Here is a 17,728-nt window from a genome sequence, read left to right as displayed (position 1 = left end):
TCCCCGGTGTCCGGCCAGAAACGCGAAAACGCTGCCCGGAACCAACAACTCCCCGGCCAGCGCCTCCACGTCCAAATACCCGCGTTGAGCATCCTCACGACCCTGCATGAAACCAGTCTTAATCACCCGTCCCGAAAGTCCAGCAGGCGCGCCTTAACCCCGCAGATTATTCAGCAGTCTCCTAGTAGTACTTGGTTAGGTTGGTCCGGCGCGGGTGTTGCAGGTGGGGCAGTGTCCGAGGATCTGGATGACGGCGATCTGGAGGTATCGCAGCGTCTGGTAGAAGCTCAGGCTGCCCCGTGGGCTTTTGGGTCGGTGGTCAGTCGCTGGGTCGTGACGAAGAGATGGGCGGCGGTGACGAGGGTGACGTGGTGGTGCCAGCCGGCGAAGGTGCGGCCTTCGAAGTGGGCCAGGCCGAGGCCTTGTTTGAGTTCGCGGTAGTCGTGTTCGATGCGCCAGCGGATCTTGGCCAGGCGGACCAGCGCCGGCAGTGGGGTGTCTTCGGGCAGGGTGGACAGCCAGTAGTCCGTGGGCTCCGCTGCGTCGGCGGGCCATTCGGCGATCAACCAGAGCTCGGGCAGGGACCCGTCCGGGTTGCGGGGCACGTTGCGGTTGGCTGGTCTGACCCGGACGGCCGCGAATCGGCTCCTCATCTGGGCTTGGGGGTTGCCGGGGCCGATTCTGGTGCCGTGGCGCCAGGTGATCTCGGTGAACGCTTCACGTGGGCCGGCGAGGTCTTTGACCGAGGATGGCGCCCGCTGGTAGCGGAAGGTGCGGGGGCGGGGTCCGCGCCCGGCATAGCCCATCAGTTCGGGCATCGCTGTGGCCGGGTAAACGCTGGTGGTGGACTTGACCGCGACCACGTACGGGATCTGCCGCTCGGTCAGGCCGAGCCGGAACGGTGTCACCTCGCCATAGCCGGCATCTGCGCAGATCAGCGGCGGCCGATGCCCCCAAACTGCCAGTTCGTCGAGCATCTCAAGGGCGAGTTCCCACTTGGTCCGGTGCCGCACACTGTCCGGGATCTGCGCCTTGGCCCGGCGTGCTGAAGCAGCTTCAGCGTCATCCGGGGTGTCCTGGCAGGTGTCGTCCCACGCTTCGGGCAGGAACAACCGCCAGTTCAACGGGCACGAGGCGGCATCGGTGGCCGCATGCAGGGAGACGCCGATCTGGACGTTCCCGATCTTGCCCAGCGTGCCCGAGTACTGCCGTGCCACACCGGGCGAGGCCGGGCCGTCCTTCTTGAATCCGGTGTCATCGATGACCCACGCCTCAGGGCCGATTGTCCCGATCGCGTTGCGGGCCAGCACCCGCCGGACCGGCTCGACCGGCCAGGGCGAGGAGGACACGAACTGCTGTAGTTGCTGGTAGTCGATCCCGAGCCGGTCGCCCATCGGCTGCATCGACTTCCGCCGCCCCTCGAGCATCAACCCAGCAAGGTACAGACCACCCTTGCTCCGCTGATCCTTGCGCGGCAGAGAAGCGAACACCTCCTGCACGAATCCGTCGAGCAGTGCACGAACCTCAGCGATCTCATCTGCTTGCACATCCAAAAATTAACAGACCGACCGCCGAATTAACAGACCTAACCAAGTACTACTAGCACTCGCCTCTCCATCGATGAGGATTGGCTAGACAGACGCCACAACCAGATGAGGCCGGTGACCGCGCCCAGGAAGACCCCTGTCAAAAATCCGACGACGATGTGTTCAGTCCCCTGTCCGCTCCGACCGTCAGCTGAAGGCCCAACTGGGTACCCACTGCCCAGGGGACTGCTGTTCCGGCCAGCCAGATAACGACCTGACACGAATAACGGTCTAACCCACTCATTAGCTCGCTGGGGGCATAAGGCGATCCTGTGCCGAGAGCGTGTGACCAAACCTATTGATGCATTGCCGGGGGATCCGCTCGGGGCCGGATGCGCCGTCGACTTCGGCGCCGGGCAGCCGCCTCCCGAACCACCTGCCAGGGGCGAAGGACCTCGCCGGATAGCTGCAAACGTTGCACGGAATACCGCCTAGCCGGCAAGAGACTTTCCGCTCGTCATGGGCGATCTTTGTGCTGCCCGGGCTAGGCAGCGTTGCTCGTCTTGGCGCCTGCCGAGCTCGGCAAAACTAGCTGCCGCCTCCCGAAACAGGGCGATGGCTTGGTCCTCGTGACCCTCTGCGCGGCGCAGGACGGCTCGTGCTTCCCAGAGGGCGGCGTGCCATGGTCCGCCAGGCCACATGCCAGCGAGCTGTTCGGCGTTGGCGAGCCGGCGGCGGGCGGCGTCCAGCTTCCCTGCCAGTGCGTAACTCGTCGCGGCGGCGACTTGATAGCCCATCGAGCACGGCGGACAGACGCTCCTACCGGCCAGAGCGGCGTCGGCCCGCTCGATGATGCGGACCGCTTGCGCCGGAGATCTGGCTGCCTCAGCGAGCACCCCGTAAAGGCGTACAACGAGGTGCGGCTCAAGCCACGTGGACGCGGCGGCAGCCAAGGCGCGACTGGCTGCCCGAGCGGCCTCCTCGGGCCGATCCTGCGCGAGGTCAACCTCAGCCAGTCGTTGCAGTGTCACGATCTCGCCGGTCGGGGCCCCGGCCCGCCGGTGCAGCTCGAGCGCGGACTGGAGCAGACTGCGCGCGTCGCCGAGCTCACCGGAGAACAGTGCCGCCTCCCCCAGCAACAGGTCGGCGATGGCCTGGCCACGCACCGAGCCTGCTCGCTCGGCGATCGTGCGCAGACGCGCTACTCGCCGCGCAATGTTCCGGTGCCCGTCCGGCCCGCACAGGCAGAACTCGGCGAGGCACAACTGTGCGTCGAGAATGTAGCCGGAGCGCGCGGAGTCGTCTCGTGTGAACTCCACGAACTCGGCCTCGAACACCTCGGGCCAGCGGTTCTGCATGTTCGCAGCGATCGCCAACACCGCGCTGGCCTCGCCGATCTCTCGGCCCAGGTTCGCTTCCATGGCCAGCTCGCGTGCACGCCGGGCGTATGACGTGGCTTCGATGAGGTCGCCGCTGTTGAGGGCGATGAGTGCTCGCGCCAACGTGGCCCGCGTGCGATTCTCCGCGCGCCCGCTGTCCTCGGCGATGGCCTCCTCGTAGACCGCGACCGTCGCCGCCCCTGGGCCGACGCCCAAGTCGGCCCGCAACCGCCGGCGGAGTCGCTCGAACTGGCGGATCGCGCCCTGGCGATCGCCCGCGTTGAGCGCGCGAACCATGATCGCCCGGTGGGCTTCCTCGTCCGTGGGCTCGGCCTTGATCACGTCGTCCCACCGAGCCGCGGCCTTGAGCAGACGCAGGTACAGCGTGCGCAGCCGATCGCGGGGGTCCTCGGCCCACACGGCGAATCGGTCATCAGGAAGCAGGTCGCCTCGATACAGGGCGAGCGCCTCGGCCTCCCCTGCCGATGATGCGAGCGCGGCGCGCCCGTCCGCTTCGAACCGCTCCGCGTCAATGGAGACCTCGGCGTCGGGCAGCAGCACCAGCAGGTCGCCGCGCGCCTGCACGGCGTCTGACGAGCCGAGGGCGGCGCGCGCGAAATGCATGGCCTTGCGTAGGTTCGAAGCGGCAGCTTGCGCGCTGAGATCGGGCCAGAGCAGATCGGCGACGACGTCCCTATGCAGCCGGTGCCCTTCCGCGAGGGCGAGGATCTTGACGAGCCCGGCCGCCTTGGTCCGTTTCCACGCGTCGCCCGGAACCGTCCGGCCGTCAACCACGACACGGAACGCGCCCAGCATGACGACGCCGCACGTATTCACGCCCTTATGGTAGCTGGGGGAACGGTCGGGGAACAGGGTCGCCCTACCGTGAGAAGTGACGGCGAGCCAGTTGGCTCCGTCAACACATCACAACGCCCAAGGAGGACATGATGGGACTGCAACTCGGTGAGATCGCACCCGATTTCTCCGCCAAGACGACCGCCGGCGCCGTCCGCTTCCATGACTGGCTCGGAGACTCATGGGGAGTGCTGTTCTCGCACCCGAAGGACTTCACCCCGGTCTGCACGACCGAGCTCGGCTACATGGCCAAGATCAAGCCAGAGTTCGACCGACGCGGAGTCAAGATCATAGGCTTGTCCGTGGACTCGACAGCTGATCACGAGCGGTGGGCCGCCGATATCGAAGAGACGCAGGAGGCTCGCCCCAATTACCCCGTGATCGGCGACGACGACTACACCGTGGCGAAGCTTTACGGCATGCTCCCGGCAGCCACGTCCGGGGACGCCAAGAGCCGCACGCCCGCGGACAACCAGACCGTCCGCAACGTGTTCGTAATTGGGCCGGACAAGAAGATCAAGCTGATCCTCGTCTACCCCATGACGACCGGACGCAACTTCGACGAAGTGCTTCGCGTCGTCGACTCGCTTCAGCTCACTGCGAAGCACCGGGTGGCGACGCCGGTCAACTGGAAGCAAGGCGACGACGTCATCATCGCCGGCTCCGTCTCGAACAGCGAGGCCCGCGAGATCTTTGGCGATTGGAAGGAACCCAAACCGTACATTCGGATCGTCCCGCAGCCGGTGTGATCGCGCATGAGAGCGGACACTGACATGACCCTGAACCAGCCTGCTCCGGCTAGCCTGTCGCATGCCGAAGTGGACCCTGTGGCGGCGCACCGCCTGGCGCTGCGGGAAGGCATGGTGGTCCACCGCGCGGACCCGCTCAACTGCGAGACGTCTGTTCCGGCGCTCATCGGCGGTGTCGTGATGCCCAGTGCACACTTCTCGTGCGCAACCACTTCCGGGTGCCGGCGATCGACGCCGGCCCCTGGAGCCTCGCAGTCACAGGCCTCGTGGAGCGTCGGCTGATGCTGAGCCTGACGGATCTGGACCGGTTGCCCTCCGAGACCCGTGTCGTCACGCTCGAATGCGCCGGGAACGGGCGCCGCTTTCTGACCCCGGCGGTAGACGGCGAACCGTGGGGTCTCGGAGCAGTCAGCACGGCCGAATGGACCGGCGTCCCGCTCGCCGTCGTCCTCGACCGGGCTGGGGTCCTGCACACGGCTACCGACGTCGTGTTCCGCGGCGCCGACCATGGGTCGGTCCCCGGCCCTGCAGGCGAGATCTTCTTCGAACGCGGGCTGTCCCTCCCCGCGGCTCGGGACGGCGACGTCCTGCTCGCGTACGCCATGAATGGCGAAGCGCTCTCCTTCCAACACGGCTTTCCTGTGCGCGTGATCGTGCCCGGCTGGTACGGGGTCGCGTCGGTGAAGTGGCTCAGCGCCATCGAACTCACTGACCATCCCTTCGCCGGCTACTTCCAGACGACCAAGTATCGGTACGAGGTCGAGGGGACAGCGGAGCCGGTCACGCTGCAGCGGGTCAAGGCGCTCATAACCGAGCCCACCGAAGGCGCTGACCTTCCGCCGGGCGAGACAGTCATCCGCGGCGTCGCGTGGTCGGGCGCCGCCGCGATCGCCAACGTGCAAGTGAGCATCGACGGCGACTACTGGCAGGACGCCCGGCTGCTCGGCGAACGCCGCCGACACAGTTGGCGGCGGTGGGAAGTGCTCGCCGACCTCGACCGACCCGGCGAGCACAAGATTCGAGCCCGGGCGACGGATCTCGCTGGTAACACGCAGCCTGAGTCGCCCATCTGGAACCGTTACGGCTACGGCAACAACGCGGTCCAAACCCTGTCTGTCCGCGTCGCACCCCGAGCCGATCGATCACGCACTGACACGTCTCCGCGCTGAGGACGCGCATAACCCGTGGCCAACTTCGCCCCTTGTCTTCCTCCGCCCCAGCAGAAAATGCATCATCTGCTAGAGGTGAGGTTCGGGAGGGAAGGAGCACCCGTGACGAGCGCCCGCACCGCTTGGCACGGGATCGCCCTCGTCGCGGTCATGGCAGCCTCGGCGCTGAACGCCTACCTTCTCAGGACGCTTGACGTCGCGGGAATCCCTTCGTCTTCGCGACGGCGATGCTGGTGCAGCTGCTGCTGATCGTCTTGCTGGCATACAACCTCGGGATCTTCCTGCGTGCACCGCTCGGAATCGCGGTATTGGGGGTAATGGGCGATTCAAGCCTCTTCTTGCAGTTCTCCGTCCCTGGTCGGACATCGCTGGTGTCGCAATGAAGGATCCTAAACGGAACGGTTAAACCGCCACTCCGTGCTGCGGTTTAACCGCCAAACGAAGTTAACAGTCATAGCGGAAACCCGCGTAGCACGTACGTCTCAAAAGTTTGTCCGAACGTCGCGCCCCAGTCGGCCGCACGGACACGACTTTCGATACGGGTCGGGAATGGAGTCGGACATACGCCGGGATCTCGACAACCAAGCTGGACCTCGAACGGGCAGCTGCGGCCCAGCCCCGCCGACCTTCTGCAAGCGGGTGGCCATAGAGCCACGGCCAGTGCAGGTCCCAAGGTACAGCTAAGTGCGTGACAGCCGTGGCGGCGCAGCCAGACACTCATCTTCCTTCTTACGGGCGCGGTAGGACGGTGCGACAACCCGCACGCCTTGCCCGCGCCCGACGGACACCAACCAAGGATCCGTTATCCCGCACGTTTGTCATCAGACTCGGAGTGACGGATTGCCTCGATCAAGTCCCGTGATTCCGGAGACGCGGCGTGCCACAGCACGTCGCGTTCCCGCAACAGTCTCTGCAGGTCAGACCAAGCAATCTTTCGAAATTGTGTACGCGGCCGCTGCCGTGAAGCTTCACGCATCCGCGTCAGCCAAGCCGGCTCTTCGTCACTTGTCACCAAGTAGCGAAGCATTCAGGAGGCATACACGAGAGTCAATGGCAGGCAATGTCTAACGAAATGACCACGCATCAGCCTCCGAACCCCAGGGACAGTACGACTGATGACGTAGCCGGAGCATCGAAGTCGGGGTCCAGGTCGGCGAAGGAAGTACGGATCAATGAAGCCCAAAGTCCCATCCCTCTGGCGGCCATGGGTCGAAGTGCAGCACCTCGCCTTGGTCACGCATGCCGGCAAAGTCACACACCGCGGCTGGCCGGCCAGGCAGCAGCGGCGGCCTCGGGGGACGCCGGCGCGCGCCCCTTCCTGCGCAGCCATCCGGAGCTGATTGATCCGGTGGACTGCACGCACCTCTCCGACGGCGCCGACGTCGACCGACTGCTTCCGCTGGACTAGGGTCCGGGCGTACGGGCCGTCCGCAGCCGGCGGCAGTGCGGATGGAAGTGGCCAGTGCCGAGGCCCGAGTGCCCGGCCCTCTTGCGATCAGTGGCCCTATGCTGGTGCCATGACGCAAACGTCGGTCGGCTCCGCCGCAATGCTGGGCGAAATGCTGGCCTCCACCGGCTACCTTGCCGACGAGGGCCTGGCCACCGTCGGCTACCTCGCCCTGAGTATGGAACGGCCGCTGCTGCTGGAGGGGGAACCCGGCACCGGCAAGACCTCCCTGGCCGAGGCCCTCGCACAGGGGTTCGGGCTGCCGCTGATCCGTTTGCAGTGCTATGAGGGAATCGATGCCTCGCAGGCGCTGTACGACTGGGACTTCACCGCCCAAATCCTGCATCTGCGCAGCGTGGAGGCCAGCGGCGGCGCGGGAATGAGCGCGGCCGAGCTGGAAAGCTCGCTCTACGACAAACGGTTCTTGCTGGCCCGGCCCATCCTCAAGGCGCTGCAGCAAAGCCCGGCCGTGCTGCTGATCGACGAAATCGACCGGGCCGACGACGAGTTCGAGGCGTTCCTGCTGGAAGTGCTCTCCACTTACCAGGTCTCCATCCCCGAGTTCGGCACGGTCAGGGCAGACACCGCGCCGATTGTGGTGCTCACCTCCAATCGGACCCGTGACCTGCACGATGCGCTCAAACGCCGGTGCCTCTACCACTGGATCGACCACCCGGGGCTGGCCCGAGAGGTGGAAATTGTGCGCACCCGACTGCCCCAGGTGCCCGCGCTCCTGGCCGAGCAGGTGGTGCGCGTTGTCCAGCAGATCCGGGCCACCGACAACGTGCTCAAGCCTCCCGGCGTGGCCGAAACCCTGGACTGGGCCCGCGCGCTGCACCAGCTCGGCCGGGCCGAGCTGGACCTGGCCTCGGCAGCGGCCAGCATCGGCGCGCTGTGCAAGTACCGCGAAGACACCGAGCGGGTCTCGGCGGCCTTGTCCCGGATGCTCGGCTGAGACATGCCCGCGGCAGAGCACAGCGCCGAGGAGATCCTGTTGGCCTTTGCCGCTGCGGTGCGCGCGGCCGGGGTGAAAGTGACTGCGGACCGGGCGCGCAGCTTCGTCGACGCCGTCAGCAGGCTCGCCCTGGACCACCGCACGGACGTGTTCTGGGCCGGCCGGGCCACCCTGTGCGCCGCACCGGAGGATTTGCCCACCTACCAGCGGACCTTTGAGGCTTGGTTCGAAATCGGGCATTCGGCCGCCCAGCGTCTGGAGGCCTCCGCGACCTCCGTCAGCGCCGCCGCCTTGGACAACGACGACGACGACGGCCCGGAGGGTAGCCGGAACCAGCTGCGGGCGCTCGCCAGCCGCCGGGAGCGGCTGCGGCACCGCGATGTAGCCACGCTTGATGAGGCCGAGCGGGCCCTGCTGCACCGAATGTTCGAGGAGCTGCCGGTGCGCTTGCCCACCCGGCAGACCCGGCGCAAACGCTTGGACCGGCACGGCGACGTCGACCGGGTGCGGACCCTGCGCGACCAGCTGCGCCGTGGCGGGGAACCCGGGCCCCTGCGCCGTGCCAGAGCGCCGCGCAAACTCCGCCGGATGGTCTGGCTGATCGATGTTTCGGGCTCGATGGCGCCATATGCGGACAGCCTGCTGCGCTTGGCCCACCGGGTAGTGGAAGCCGCCCCGCGCCAGGTGGAGGTGTTCACGCTGGGCACGCGGCTGACCCGGGTGACCAGCGCCCTGCGGGTTCCGGACGCAGAAAATGCCCTCGCCCTGGCCGGGCGCGCTGTCCCCGACTGGTCCGGAGGAACCCGGCTCGGGGAGGTGCTGCTGGCGTTCAACGACCGCTGGGGCCAGCGCGTGGTGGCCCGCGGCGCCGTCGTGGTCATTGCCAGCGACGGTTGGGAGCGCGGCGACCCGGCCTTGCTGGGGCGCCAGACCGAACGGCTGCACCACCTGGCCCGGTGCATCATCTGGGCCAACCCGCACCGGGGCAAAGCGGGCTACGAGCCCATACAGCAGGGAATCAGAGCGGTACTGCCACACGTTGACTTCTTCATAGGGGGGCACTCAATGCAAAGCTTCGAGGAGTTGTTGGACGTGGTTGCCAATGCGTGAGGTCTTGGATGATCTGGTCGCCGCCATCGGGGCCGGCCATACAGTGGGGCTCGGTACGGTGGTGCGCACCTTCCGGTCCGCGCCTCGGCCGGCCGGGGCGGCCATGATGGTCGACGCCGATGGCCGCGCGGTCGGCTCGGTGTCCGGCGGCTGCGTTGAGGGCGCGCTCTACGAACTGGCGACCGAGGTCGCCCGGAACGGCCGGCCGGTGCTGCAGCGCTACGGCATCAGCGACAACGTTGCGTTCGAGGTGGGCCTGACCTGCGGCGGGATCCTGGACATCTTTGTCGAGCCGGTCTCCGCCGAGACCTTTCCGCAATTGCCGGACGTGGCCGCCGACGTCGCCGCCGGCCGGACGGTGGCCGTGGTCACCGTGCTCGAACACCCCGATCCGGCCTGGCTCGGCCGCCACCTGGTGGTCCGCCCGGACGGATTCGCCGGCTCCCTGGGCAGCGACCGTGCCGACCACGCTGTCTGCGACGACGTGCAGGGCCTGCTGGCCGCCGGCCGCAACGCCACCCTCATGTACGGGCCGGACGGCCAGCGGCGCGGGGAGGGGATGCGCGTGTTCGCCCTCAGTTTCGCCCCGCAGCCGCGGATGTTGGTGTTCGGCGCGATCGACTTTGCCGCCGCCGTCGCCAAGCAGGGCAGCTTCCTCGGATACCGGGTCACCGTGTGTGACGCACGCGCGGTTTTCGCGACGGCTGCCCGGTTCCCGCAAGCGGACGAGGTAGTGGTGGAATGGCCGCACCGCTACCTGCAGGCGCAGATCGCTGCCGGCCAGGTTGATGAGCGCACGGTGATCTGCGTGCTCACCCATGATCCGAAATTCGACGTGCCGCTGCTGGAGTTGGCGCTGCGCCAGGACGTGGCCTATTTGGGGGCGATGGGGTCCCGGCGCACGCACCACGACCGGCTGGAACGGCTGCGCGAGGCGGGCCTAACGGAGGCCGAGTTGGCCCGGCTCTCCAGCCCGATCGGCCTGGATCTGGGGTCCCGTACGCCGGAGGAAACAGCCGTCTCCATCGCCGCCGAAATCATTGCGTTGCACTGGGGTGGCGGCGGCGGACGATTGAGCACCATGGAAGCCCGGATCCACCACGAGCCCACGGCTGACGCGGACCATGAGGATGCGGGGTACGAACTCCGGTCGACCTAGGGCGCTAACCTCCTCCTTGGAGTAACCTGTGTCACATCAGGACTGGATGCCAGGCAGTCGTGCCCGTCCTCCAAGGCGACAGGAGATCCCAATGGCGAGTTCCAAGACGATCACCGTCGAAGTCGATGATGTGAGCTACACCGACGATGTCGAGCCGCGATTGCTGCTGGTCCAATACCTGCGCGAACGGCTTGGCAAGACGGGCACATTGATTGGCTGCGACACCACCAACTGCGGGGCCTGCACGGTCCATCTGGACGGCGCCAGCGTCAAATCCTGCACCATGTTCGCGGTCCAGGCAGACGGCCACAGCGTCACCACCATCGAAGGCCTGGCCCGGGACGGAAAGCTCGCCCCGCTGCAGCAGGCCTTCCACCAATGCCATGCGCTGCAATGTGGCTTCTGTACGCCGGGCATGATCATGCAATCGGCGTCGCTGCTGGACGAAAACCCGCACCCCACCGAGCAGGAAATCCGGGACGGCCTGGAGGGGAACCTGTGCCGGTGCACCGGATACCAGAACATTGTTGCCGCGGTCCAGGCCGCCGCGGACGGTACGGTTTCCTTGGACGGTACGGTGTCCTCGGACAGCGAAGCCGAAACGGCAGGTGTGGCATGACCACCACCGAAGTCGGCAGGGCCCGCCTCCGCAAGGAAGATGCCCATCTCATCACGGGGCGCTCCAAGTACACGGACAACATCACGCTGCCCGGCATGCTGCATCTGGCGATGGTGCGCAGTCCGTTTGCCCACGCGAAGATCACGTCGGTCGACACCGCAGCCGCTAAGTCTTCCCCCGGCGTCGTTGCGGTGCTCACCGGAGCCGACGTGGCCGCCGAACAGGGAAGCCTGCCCAACGTCTGGCCAATAACGCCGGACCAAAAGGCCCCGGCCTTCCCGTCGATTGCTGTGGATGAGGTGGCCTTTGCCGGCGAGGTGGTGGCCTGCATCGTTGCCCGCAGCGCCGCGGCGGCGCGCGACGCCGTCGAACTCGTGGACGTCAGCTACGACGAACTGCCGGTGGTAATGGACCTGGAGGAGGCGTTCACGGACAAGGTGCTGGCCCACTCGAGCCTGGACTCTAACCTCTCGGCGACGTGGGTGTTTGACTCCGGCGAGGCGGGCACCGGCAAGCCGATCGCCGCGGCATTGGCGAGCGCCGAGGTCCTCATTGAACGCACCTTTTACCAGCAGCGCCTCATCCCGGCGTTCATGGAACCGCGCTCGATCGTCGTTGACCCCACGAGCGAGCAAATCACCATGTGGTCGTCCACCCAAGTGCCGCATATTCTGCGGCTGATTCTGGCGCTGACGCTGGGCATCCCGGAAAGCAAGGTGCGTGTGATCGCCCCCGATGTGGGCGGCGGTTTTGGCGGCAAGCTGACGGTAATCCCGGAGGAGTTCATCACACTCATGGCGGCCCGGCGGGTCGGCAAGCCGTGCAAGTACACCGAGACCCGCAGCGAGTCCCTGCAGGCGGGCCACCACGGCCGGGCTCAGGTGCAACGGCTGAAGCTCTCCGCCACCAAGGACGGGATCGTCACCGGGCTGGACGTCAACCTGCTGGCGGACATGGGCGCCTACCTTGGCCTGATTGGCTCGGGCATACCGATCCTGGGTGCGTTCATGTACAACGCCATCTACAAGTTCCCGGCGTACCGCCTCGAATGCAACAACATCTTCACCAACAAGGCGTGGACCGGCGCCTACCGTGGAGCAGGCCGGCCTGAGGCCACCTTCGCGATCGAGCGGATGATGGACGAACTCGCCGTCGAACTCGGCATGGACCCGCTGGAGCTGCGGGAGAAGAACTGGATCAAGCACGAGGAATTCCCCTTCACCACCGTCGCCGGCCTCGAATACGACAGCGGCAACTACGAGGCAGCCACGGCGAAGGCGCTGGAGCTCTTTGGCTACGACGCGCTCCGGGCCGAGCAGGTGCGGCGCCGCGAGACCAACGATCCCGTCCAGCTCGGCATCGGCATCTCCACTTTCACCGAAATGTGCGGCCTGGCTCCTTCCCGCGTGCTTGGCGCGCTCAGCTACGCCGCCGGCGGTTGGGAGCACGCCCAGGTGCGGGTGCTGCCCACTGGCAACATCGAGGTGATCACCGGCTCTTCCCCTCACGGCCAGGGCCACGAAACCGCGTGGAGCCAGCTCGTGGCAGACAGGCTCGGTGTGCCGTTCGAAAATGTCGAGGTGCTGCATGGGGACACCCAGAGCTCGCCGCGGGGCCTGGACACTTACGGCTCCCGGTCTCTGACCGTCGGCGGCATGGCGGTGCTAGCCGCGGCGGACAAGGTGATCGAGAAGGCCAGGGTTGTGGCCGCGCACATGATGGAGGCCAGCCAAGAAGACATCGAGTTCGCCGACGGCAAGTTCAGCGTCAGGGGCACCGAGCAGTCCACGGCGCTCGGTGAAATCGCCTTCGCCGTCTTCTCCGCGCACAACCTGCCGGACGGGTTTGAGCCCAGCCTGGATTCGGATGCCACCTTCGACCCGCAGAACTTCTCCTTCCCGCACGGCACCCATCTGGCCGCCATGGAAGTGGACACCGAGACGGGGCAGGTCACCATCCGCAAGTACGTCTGCGTGGACGACGTGGGGGTGGTGGTCAATCCGCTGATTGTGGAAGGCCAGGTCCACGGCGGCCTGGCGCAGGGAATCGCGCAGGCCCTCTACGAGGAGGCCGTATACGACGACGCCGGCACCCTTGTCACGGGCTCGTTCGTGGACTATCTGGTGCCCAGCGCGCCGGATCTGCCGCACTTCACGACGGCGCGCACCGAGACGCCGTCGACCACGAACCAGCTCGGGGCCAAGGGGGTCGGGGAGGCGGGAACCATCGCCTCGACGCCCGCCATTGTCAACGGTGTGCTGGACGCAGTGCGGCACCTGGGCGTGAAGGACATCAAGATGCCCTGTTCGCCGTCGCGCGTGTGGGCCGCCCTTGAAGAAGCCAAGATGACCGGAGGTGTGCAATGATTCCGAGCGCATTCGACTACGCCGCGCCCGCTACGGTCGCGGAGGCGCTGGGCCTGCTGGCCGCCGCTGGCGACGACGTGAAGCTGCTAGCCGGGGGGCAAAGCCTGATACCGGTGATGAAGCTGCGTTTGGCCGACCCGGCGATGGTGATCGATCTAGGCCGGATCGGCGAGCTGTCCGGGGTGCGCGACGACGGCGATGCCCTGACGATCGGTGCCATGACGCCGCACCACCAGATCGCCACCGACCCGCTGATTGCCGCGCATGTGCCGTTGCTGGCAAAGGCCGCGGCAACGGTGGCGGATCCGCAAGTCCGCCACCGCGGCACGTTCGGCGGCGCCCTTGTCCATGCCGACCCGGCGGGCGACCTGCCCGCGCCGGTGCTGGCCGCGGAGGCGACGTTCATCCTGGCCGGTCCAGACGGGGAACGCCGGGTAGCAGCGGCGGACTTCTTCCAGGGGTACTTCACCACCGCCGTCGACGACGGCGAGATCCTCACCCACATCCGCGTGCCGAAGTACACCGGCTGGGGTGCGCACTATGAGAAGTTCACCAGGGTGGCCCAGCAATGGTCCATCGTCGCCGTGGCCGCGATGGTCCGGGTGGAGGGCGGCACCATCGCCGAGGCCCGGATCGGGCTGACCAACATGGCCAGCACCCCCCTGAGGGCCACCGCCGTCGAACAGGCACTGGCGGGTGCCCCGTTGACCCGGGAAACGATCGCCGCCGCCAGCGCGCACGCGGCCGAGGGGACCGATCCTGCCAGCGATCTCAACGGGGACGCGGCCTACCGGCGCCATCTGGCCGAGGTCCTGACAAAGCGCGCCGTCATCGCGGCCGCGGGGCTCTAGCGGATACGGCGAGAGGGAGACGTGGAACTCAAACATCATTTCGTGGTGCCCAGTTCGCTGGATAACACCTGGCATGCCTTCAACCAATTGGAAGACATCGCCCCCTGTTTCCCGGGAGCGACCCTCACGTCCGTGAGCGGCGACCAGTTCACCGGCACGGTCAAGGTCAAGCTCGGGCCCATCGCCATGGTCTACACCGGCACGGGTGAATTCCTGGAACGCAACCAGGACTCGCACACCGTGGTCATTTCGGCCACCGGAAAGGACAAACGCGGCAACGGCACGGCGGGCGCCACGGTGACGGCGGTGCTGACGCCCGACGGCGACGGCACCTCCGTGGACGTGACCACCGACATGACCGTCACGGGCAAACCGGCCCAATTCGGCCGGGGCGTCATCCAGGACATCTCGGACAAATTGCTGGCCCAGTTTGTCCAGTGTGTGATCGGGAAGGTGGGCGACGGGGCCGCCGAGGAACCGGCGGAGCCAGATGAACCCGCCGAGACCGAACCTGCGGAGCCTGAGCCAGCCGAGCCCGCCGGACCTGCGGAGCCTGCCTCCGCAGGTCCGGCGGCACCGGCAGCCCCGCCGCAGGCCGCGGCGCCTGCGCCCACAGCCCCGTCCGCACCGGCAGCCGAATTGGACCTTGGCCCGGCCGTGTGGCCGGTGCTAGTGCGTCGTTATGGTCCCGCGGTGCTTGGCGCTATCTCTGTACTTGCCCTCTTTGTCTGGCTGGCGCGCCGACGCCGTTAGAGGTGAGCCCTTGCCGAGTCTCAGGAACTGCCGAAGGGCCTCGGCCAGCGCGTTACGATATCGGACAGGTCCTCGGTGCTGCGCCCCCAGCCTGGTCAGGGCGGCGACCACCAGAATGTTGCCCGGTCGCGTGTATTCCAGACAGTCCTGCCACCGCGCGTGCCTGCGTCCCTCCGGAGGCATACTTCCTGAAGACCTCGATTGCGCCAGCGCAAGCGCATCGATCTGCGCATCCAGCGACTGCCCCAGAGTCCTGACCTGGGCGTAGCCAATCACGTTCCGGCTCACGGCGCCGCCTTTCAATAATCAGGGCGATGCACGACCGAACTACTGTTCCCAGTCCTGACCGAATGTGGCGACAGCAAGCAAGTCCGCGAGTATCGCCCGTCACGACAGACCAGATACGTCCTGCTCAAGCTTGTCTACGAGGCGTTTCACTTCCTTGCTAAAGACTCGTCCCACGACCTCATCACTAAATCGCTCGGCGTCCCTCTACATGGAAAACCTCAGTCAGCAGCTGTCTCTTTTACGACCTGAGTCTCAGGCTGTGGTCTGCATGTGTTCGGCAGGGCCGTCTGGCGGGGTGGTGGTCTCCCAGGGTGCCGGGGAAGCCAGTGGTGCGGGCCGCCGCGCTCCCGTCCCTGAAGGTTCGGAACCGCGGACAAGCCTCTGAACCGTGCGTTCGCTGCCGGTACCGCCGTCGGGCTGGGCCCGAGTCCCGCAAGGTTCCCTGGTGGTTGACCGAAGCTCCCAAATAGGGGCGGAACCGCCGTCGACATCGGCGCTGGCCCCGGCGTAGGCTGGCAACATCGGCGCATGTGCCCGGTGACTCTGCGTCGATACCTCAATCGATGAAGGAGGACCAATGAGTGCCGTACGTGAATTCATGACTACGGATGCACAGTGTATTAAGGAGAACCAGTCCCTCGTAGATGCCGCACGGATGATGCTGGATCTGGACTGCGGATCGTTGCCGATCTGTGGTGACGACGGCAAGTTGAAGGGCATGATCACTGACCGGGACATCGTACTCAAGTGCGTTGCCGTTGGCCGTGATCCACGCGAGATGCTGGCCCGCGACCTCGCCACCGGTGCGCCCCGCTGGATTGACGCCGATGCGAACGTTGACGCCGCCATCGAAATGATGGAAAAGTACCAGATCCGGCGGCTCCCGGTCATTGCTGACCACAAGTTGGTCGGCATCATCAGCCAGGGTGACATCGCGCGCAACTACTCGGAGGAGCGTGTGGGCGAACTGGTGGAGCACATTTCGGAACGCAAACGAATGCAGTCGAGCAGTTCATAAAGTCAAGCAATTCATCAGCAAACAAGCGCCACGGAGTACTCTCCGTGGCGCTATTTTGTGCCCGCTCATGGCCTTGTCCGGGGCTTACACGGGGAAACGTATCCAGCTGATTTTTGGGGCTTCCCAGGCAACGAGTTTATCCTTCCCCACCTCGATCATGTTGCCTGAACCCTTCCAGAGCCGGCACTGGTCTTTGTACGTGGAATCCATCGTCGCCCAGATAGCCATCGTTGATTGCCTCGCTGCTTGCCGGATCAAACTGAGCTATTCGACTCATCGGGGCAAGAAGTTGGCCAGCCGAAAAGGACTATGTCCTTTGTGGGCAAATGGGGGCTTGTATCAGCTTGAGGCTAGCCGGTTTCTTCCCCCGGAAGAATTCGGCTCCATGCGCCTCATCGTAGGCCTTCACGGGCTTATGTCCTCACAAGCGGAGCAGGCATGACCTACGGTGGAGGACCCCACAAAGCGGCTGACCACGCATGAACCCCACGTACAGGGATTCTGAAGGGGGACCGTTCGGTTACGAAGTCGTAGGAGTCAAGGCCATTGGGGTCACGCAAGAATTTGAAAGCGACTTCGGTGCAGAACAGGCCGCCGACCTCCTCGCCTCATGGGGTTGGTCCTCGCGACCGGATTTAACCATGGACAGTCACGCCGAGAAAGAAGGTCAAAGAAGCATGACCAGGGAAACGCTCACCATCAAATCCCCCCGCAGACTCGCTCAGCTTCATCGGACACAGCCTGGACACCGACCGCATCGGGCCACTTTGCGCGTGGACCTCCTCCGGCACGCCGGCGGCGAACTGGGCTACGCCCGAACCAGAATGATGGTGTCGGGAGCCGGGGAACGGCTGGCGCTGAGGCAGATTCCCCCGGTCACTACAGGGTCAGCGCGACAGTCCTGGCCCAGCTCGTTCGCACGATCAATCGGACGTAACCCGAACATTTGTCATGTAGCCATCCCCCAAGCGAAATGAATGGGTATGAAGAAAACGACCACCTAGCTGAGCACCGCTCCCCCGGAACCTGCGGGGTCATGTCGTCAAGGCCAGGCGCGCCCAAGAAGGATTACACGGCGGAAAAGCGGCGAGGCCGCGGGAAGGAAGGAAACGGCCACAAGAACAGCCAATGATAACTAAATACTGCACAGCTGACACCCGTCACAGTGCTCTCGGGGACAAGGTGTGTACAGCGTCCGCAGTCAGAGGCCAAAGGCCCCTGACCTGCGGAAACACTGTGCCCGAGGTGGGACTCGAACCGCATTCCCGTCCGGGTAAACACTGGGAAGTCCCGAAAACATAGGCAATCCGGTATATATCAAGCTGTTTGTGACAGCGGGTTGGTTTTGTAGTTGATGCCGGCGTGGGACGGGGCGGCTGGTGCGGTGGGTTTGTTTCGGTACCGGTGGGGATGTCGTGCGTGGCAGCGATGTCGTGCGTGGCAGCAGATTCCGCGGCGCTGAAGGCGAGTTCGGCGCCGTCGAA

Annotated in this window: 14 protein-coding genes; 12 read left to right on the top strand and 2 right to left on the bottom strand. The window is 65.9% G+C overall.

All coding sequences use genetic code 11. From position 1 onward, the window contains the following. Nucleotides 1-287: 287 nt before the first annotated feature. Nucleotides 288-1,547, bottom strand: a complete 1,260-nt coding sequence (locus tag ASG92_RS21115; protein ID WP_056632949.1) for an IS701 family transposase — start codon at nt 1,545-1,547, stop codon at nt 288-290. Nucleotides 1,548-2,017: 470 nt separating this feature from the next. Beyond that, complete coding sequence (locus ASG92_RS21110) at nt 2,018-3,742, bottom strand: tetratricopeptide repeat protein (protein WP_200952048.1); 1,725 nt, start codon at nt 3,740-3,742, stop codon at nt 2,018-2,020. 110 nt (nt 3,743-3,852) lie between these two features. Between ASG92_RS21110 and ASG92_RS21105 the strand changes: the two genes are divergently transcribed. The 12 genes from ASG92_RS21105 to ASG92_RS21060 all read left to right on the top strand — a co-directional run bounded on the left by ASG92_RS21105 (nt 3,853) and on the right by ASG92_RS21060 (nt 16,244). Beyond that, on the top strand, nt 3,853-4,509 hold the full coding sequence (locus tag ASG92_RS21105; RefSeq protein WP_056632944.1) for a peroxiredoxin: 657 nt from the start codon (nt 3,853-3,855) through the stop codon (nt 4,507-4,509). Nucleotides 4,510-4,709: 200 nt separating this feature from the next. Beyond that, nucleotides 4,710-5,678, top strand: coding sequence for a sulfite oxidase (locus ASG92_RS21100; RefSeq protein ID WP_056632941.1), 969 nt, complete (start codon nt 4,710-4,712; stop codon nt 5,676-5,678). A 233-nt stretch (nt 5,679-5,911) separates the two neighbouring features. Further along, nucleotides 5,912-6,061 carry a hypothetical protein gene (locus tag ASG92_RS30055; protein WP_240987239.1) on the top strand — a complete coding sequence of 50 codons (150 nt, stop codon included), beginning with the start codon at nt 5,912-5,914 and terminating at the stop codon, nt 6,059-6,061. A gap of 821 nt (nt 6,062-6,882) precedes the next feature. Beyond that, nucleotides 6,883-7,086, top strand: a complete 204-nt coding sequence (locus ASG92_RS30475; protein ID WP_082579647.1) for a hypothetical protein — start codon at nt 6,883-6,885, stop codon at nt 7,084-7,086. A 109-nt stretch (nt 7,087-7,195) separates the two neighbouring features. Beyond that, nucleotides 7,196-8,080 (top strand): MoxR family ATPase, encoded by an 885-nt coding sequence (locus ASG92_RS21095; RefSeq protein WP_056632940.1) that lies wholly within the window; start codon nt 7,196-7,198, stop codon nt 8,078-8,080. A 3-nt stretch (nt 8,081-8,083) separates the two neighbouring features. Then, complete coding sequence (locus ASG92_RS21090) at nt 8,084-9,190, top strand: VWA domain-containing protein (RefSeq protein ID WP_056632937.1); 1,107 nt, start codon at nt 8,084-8,086, stop codon at nt 9,188-9,190. After that, nucleotides 9,183-10,349: an XdhC/CoxI family protein gene (locus ASG92_RS21085; protein ID WP_056632934.1), complete on the top strand. Its 1,167-nt coding sequence runs from the start codon at nt 9,183-9,185 to the stop codon at nt 10,347-10,349. Before ASG92_RS21090 ends, ASG92_RS21085 begins: the two co-directional genes overlap by 8 nt. 91 nt (nt 10,350-10,440) lie before the next feature. Further along, the gene (locus ASG92_RS21080) at nt 10,441-10,968 is read left to right on the top strand and encodes a (2Fe-2S)-binding protein (protein WP_056632932.1); all 528 of its coding nucleotides are present in this window, start codon (nt 10,441-10,443) and stop codon (nt 10,966-10,968) included. After that, entirely contained in the window at nt 10,965-13,334 is a 2,370-nt protein-coding gene (locus ASG92_RS21075) for a xanthine dehydrogenase family protein molybdopterin-binding subunit (RefSeq protein WP_056632927.1), read from the top strand. The genes ASG92_RS21080 and ASG92_RS21075 overlap by 4 nt, the downstream gene beginning before the upstream one ends. Next, entirely contained in the window at nt 13,331-14,185 is an 855-nt protein-coding gene (locus ASG92_RS21070; protein WP_056632924.1) for a xanthine dehydrogenase family protein subunit M, read from the top strand. Before ASG92_RS21075 ends, ASG92_RS21070 begins: the two co-directional genes overlap by 4 nt. Before the next feature lie 21 nt (nt 14,186-14,206). Then, the gene (locus ASG92_RS21065; protein ID WP_056632922.1) at nt 14,207-14,938 is read left to right on the top strand and encodes an SRPBCC family protein; all 732 of its coding nucleotides are present in this window, start codon (nt 14,207-14,209) and stop codon (nt 14,936-14,938) included. An 865-nt stretch (nt 14,939-15,803) separates the two neighbouring features. Beyond that, entirely contained in the window at nt 15,804-16,244 is a 441-nt protein-coding gene (locus ASG92_RS21060; protein ID WP_056632919.1) for a CBS domain-containing protein, read from the top strand. The last annotated feature ends 1,484 nt before the right edge of the window (nt 16,245-17,728 follow it).

The sequence above is a fragment of the Arthrobacter sp. Soil736 genome, from assembly GCF_001428005.1.
Lineage (GTDB): Bacteria > Actinomycetota > Actinomycetes > Actinomycetales > Micrococcaceae > Arthrobacter.
This window is presented reverse-complemented; position numbering and strand designations above follow the sequence as displayed.

Coding starts and splice junctions, on each gene's coding strand:
- ASG92_RS21090 (WP_056632937.1), top strand. CDS start 8,084: ATGCCCGCGGCAGAGCACAGCGCCGAGGAGATCCTGTTGGCCTTTGCC.
- ASG92_RS21105 (WP_056632944.1), top strand. CDS start 3,853: ATGGGACTGCAACTCGGTGAGATCGCACCCGATTTCTCCGCCAAGACG.
- ASG92_RS21085 (WP_056632934.1), top strand. CDS start 9,183: ATGCGTGAGGTCTTGGATGATCTGGTCGCCGCCATCGGGGCCGGCCAT.
- ASG92_RS21070 (WP_056632924.1), top strand. CDS start 13,331: ATGATTCCGAGCGCATTCGACTACGCCGCGCCCGCTACGGTCGCGGAG.
- ASG92_RS21095 (WP_056632940.1), top strand. CDS start 7,196: ATGACGCAAACGTCGGTCGGCTCCGCCGCAATGCTGGGCGAAATGCTG.
- ASG92_RS30475 (WP_082579647.1), top strand. CDS start 6,883: ATGGGTCGAAGTGCAGCACCTCGCCTTGGTCACGCATGCCGGCAAAGT.
- ASG92_RS21060 (WP_056632919.1), top strand. CDS start 15,804: ATGAGTGCCGTACGTGAATTCATGACTACGGATGCACAGTGTATTAAG.
- ASG92_RS21075 (WP_056632927.1), top strand. CDS start 10,965: ATGACCACCACCGAAGTCGGCAGGGCCCGCCTCCGCAAGGAAGATGCC.
- ASG92_RS21080 (WP_056632932.1), top strand. CDS start 10,441: ATGGCGAGTTCCAAGACGATCACCGTCGAAGTCGATGATGTGAGCTAC.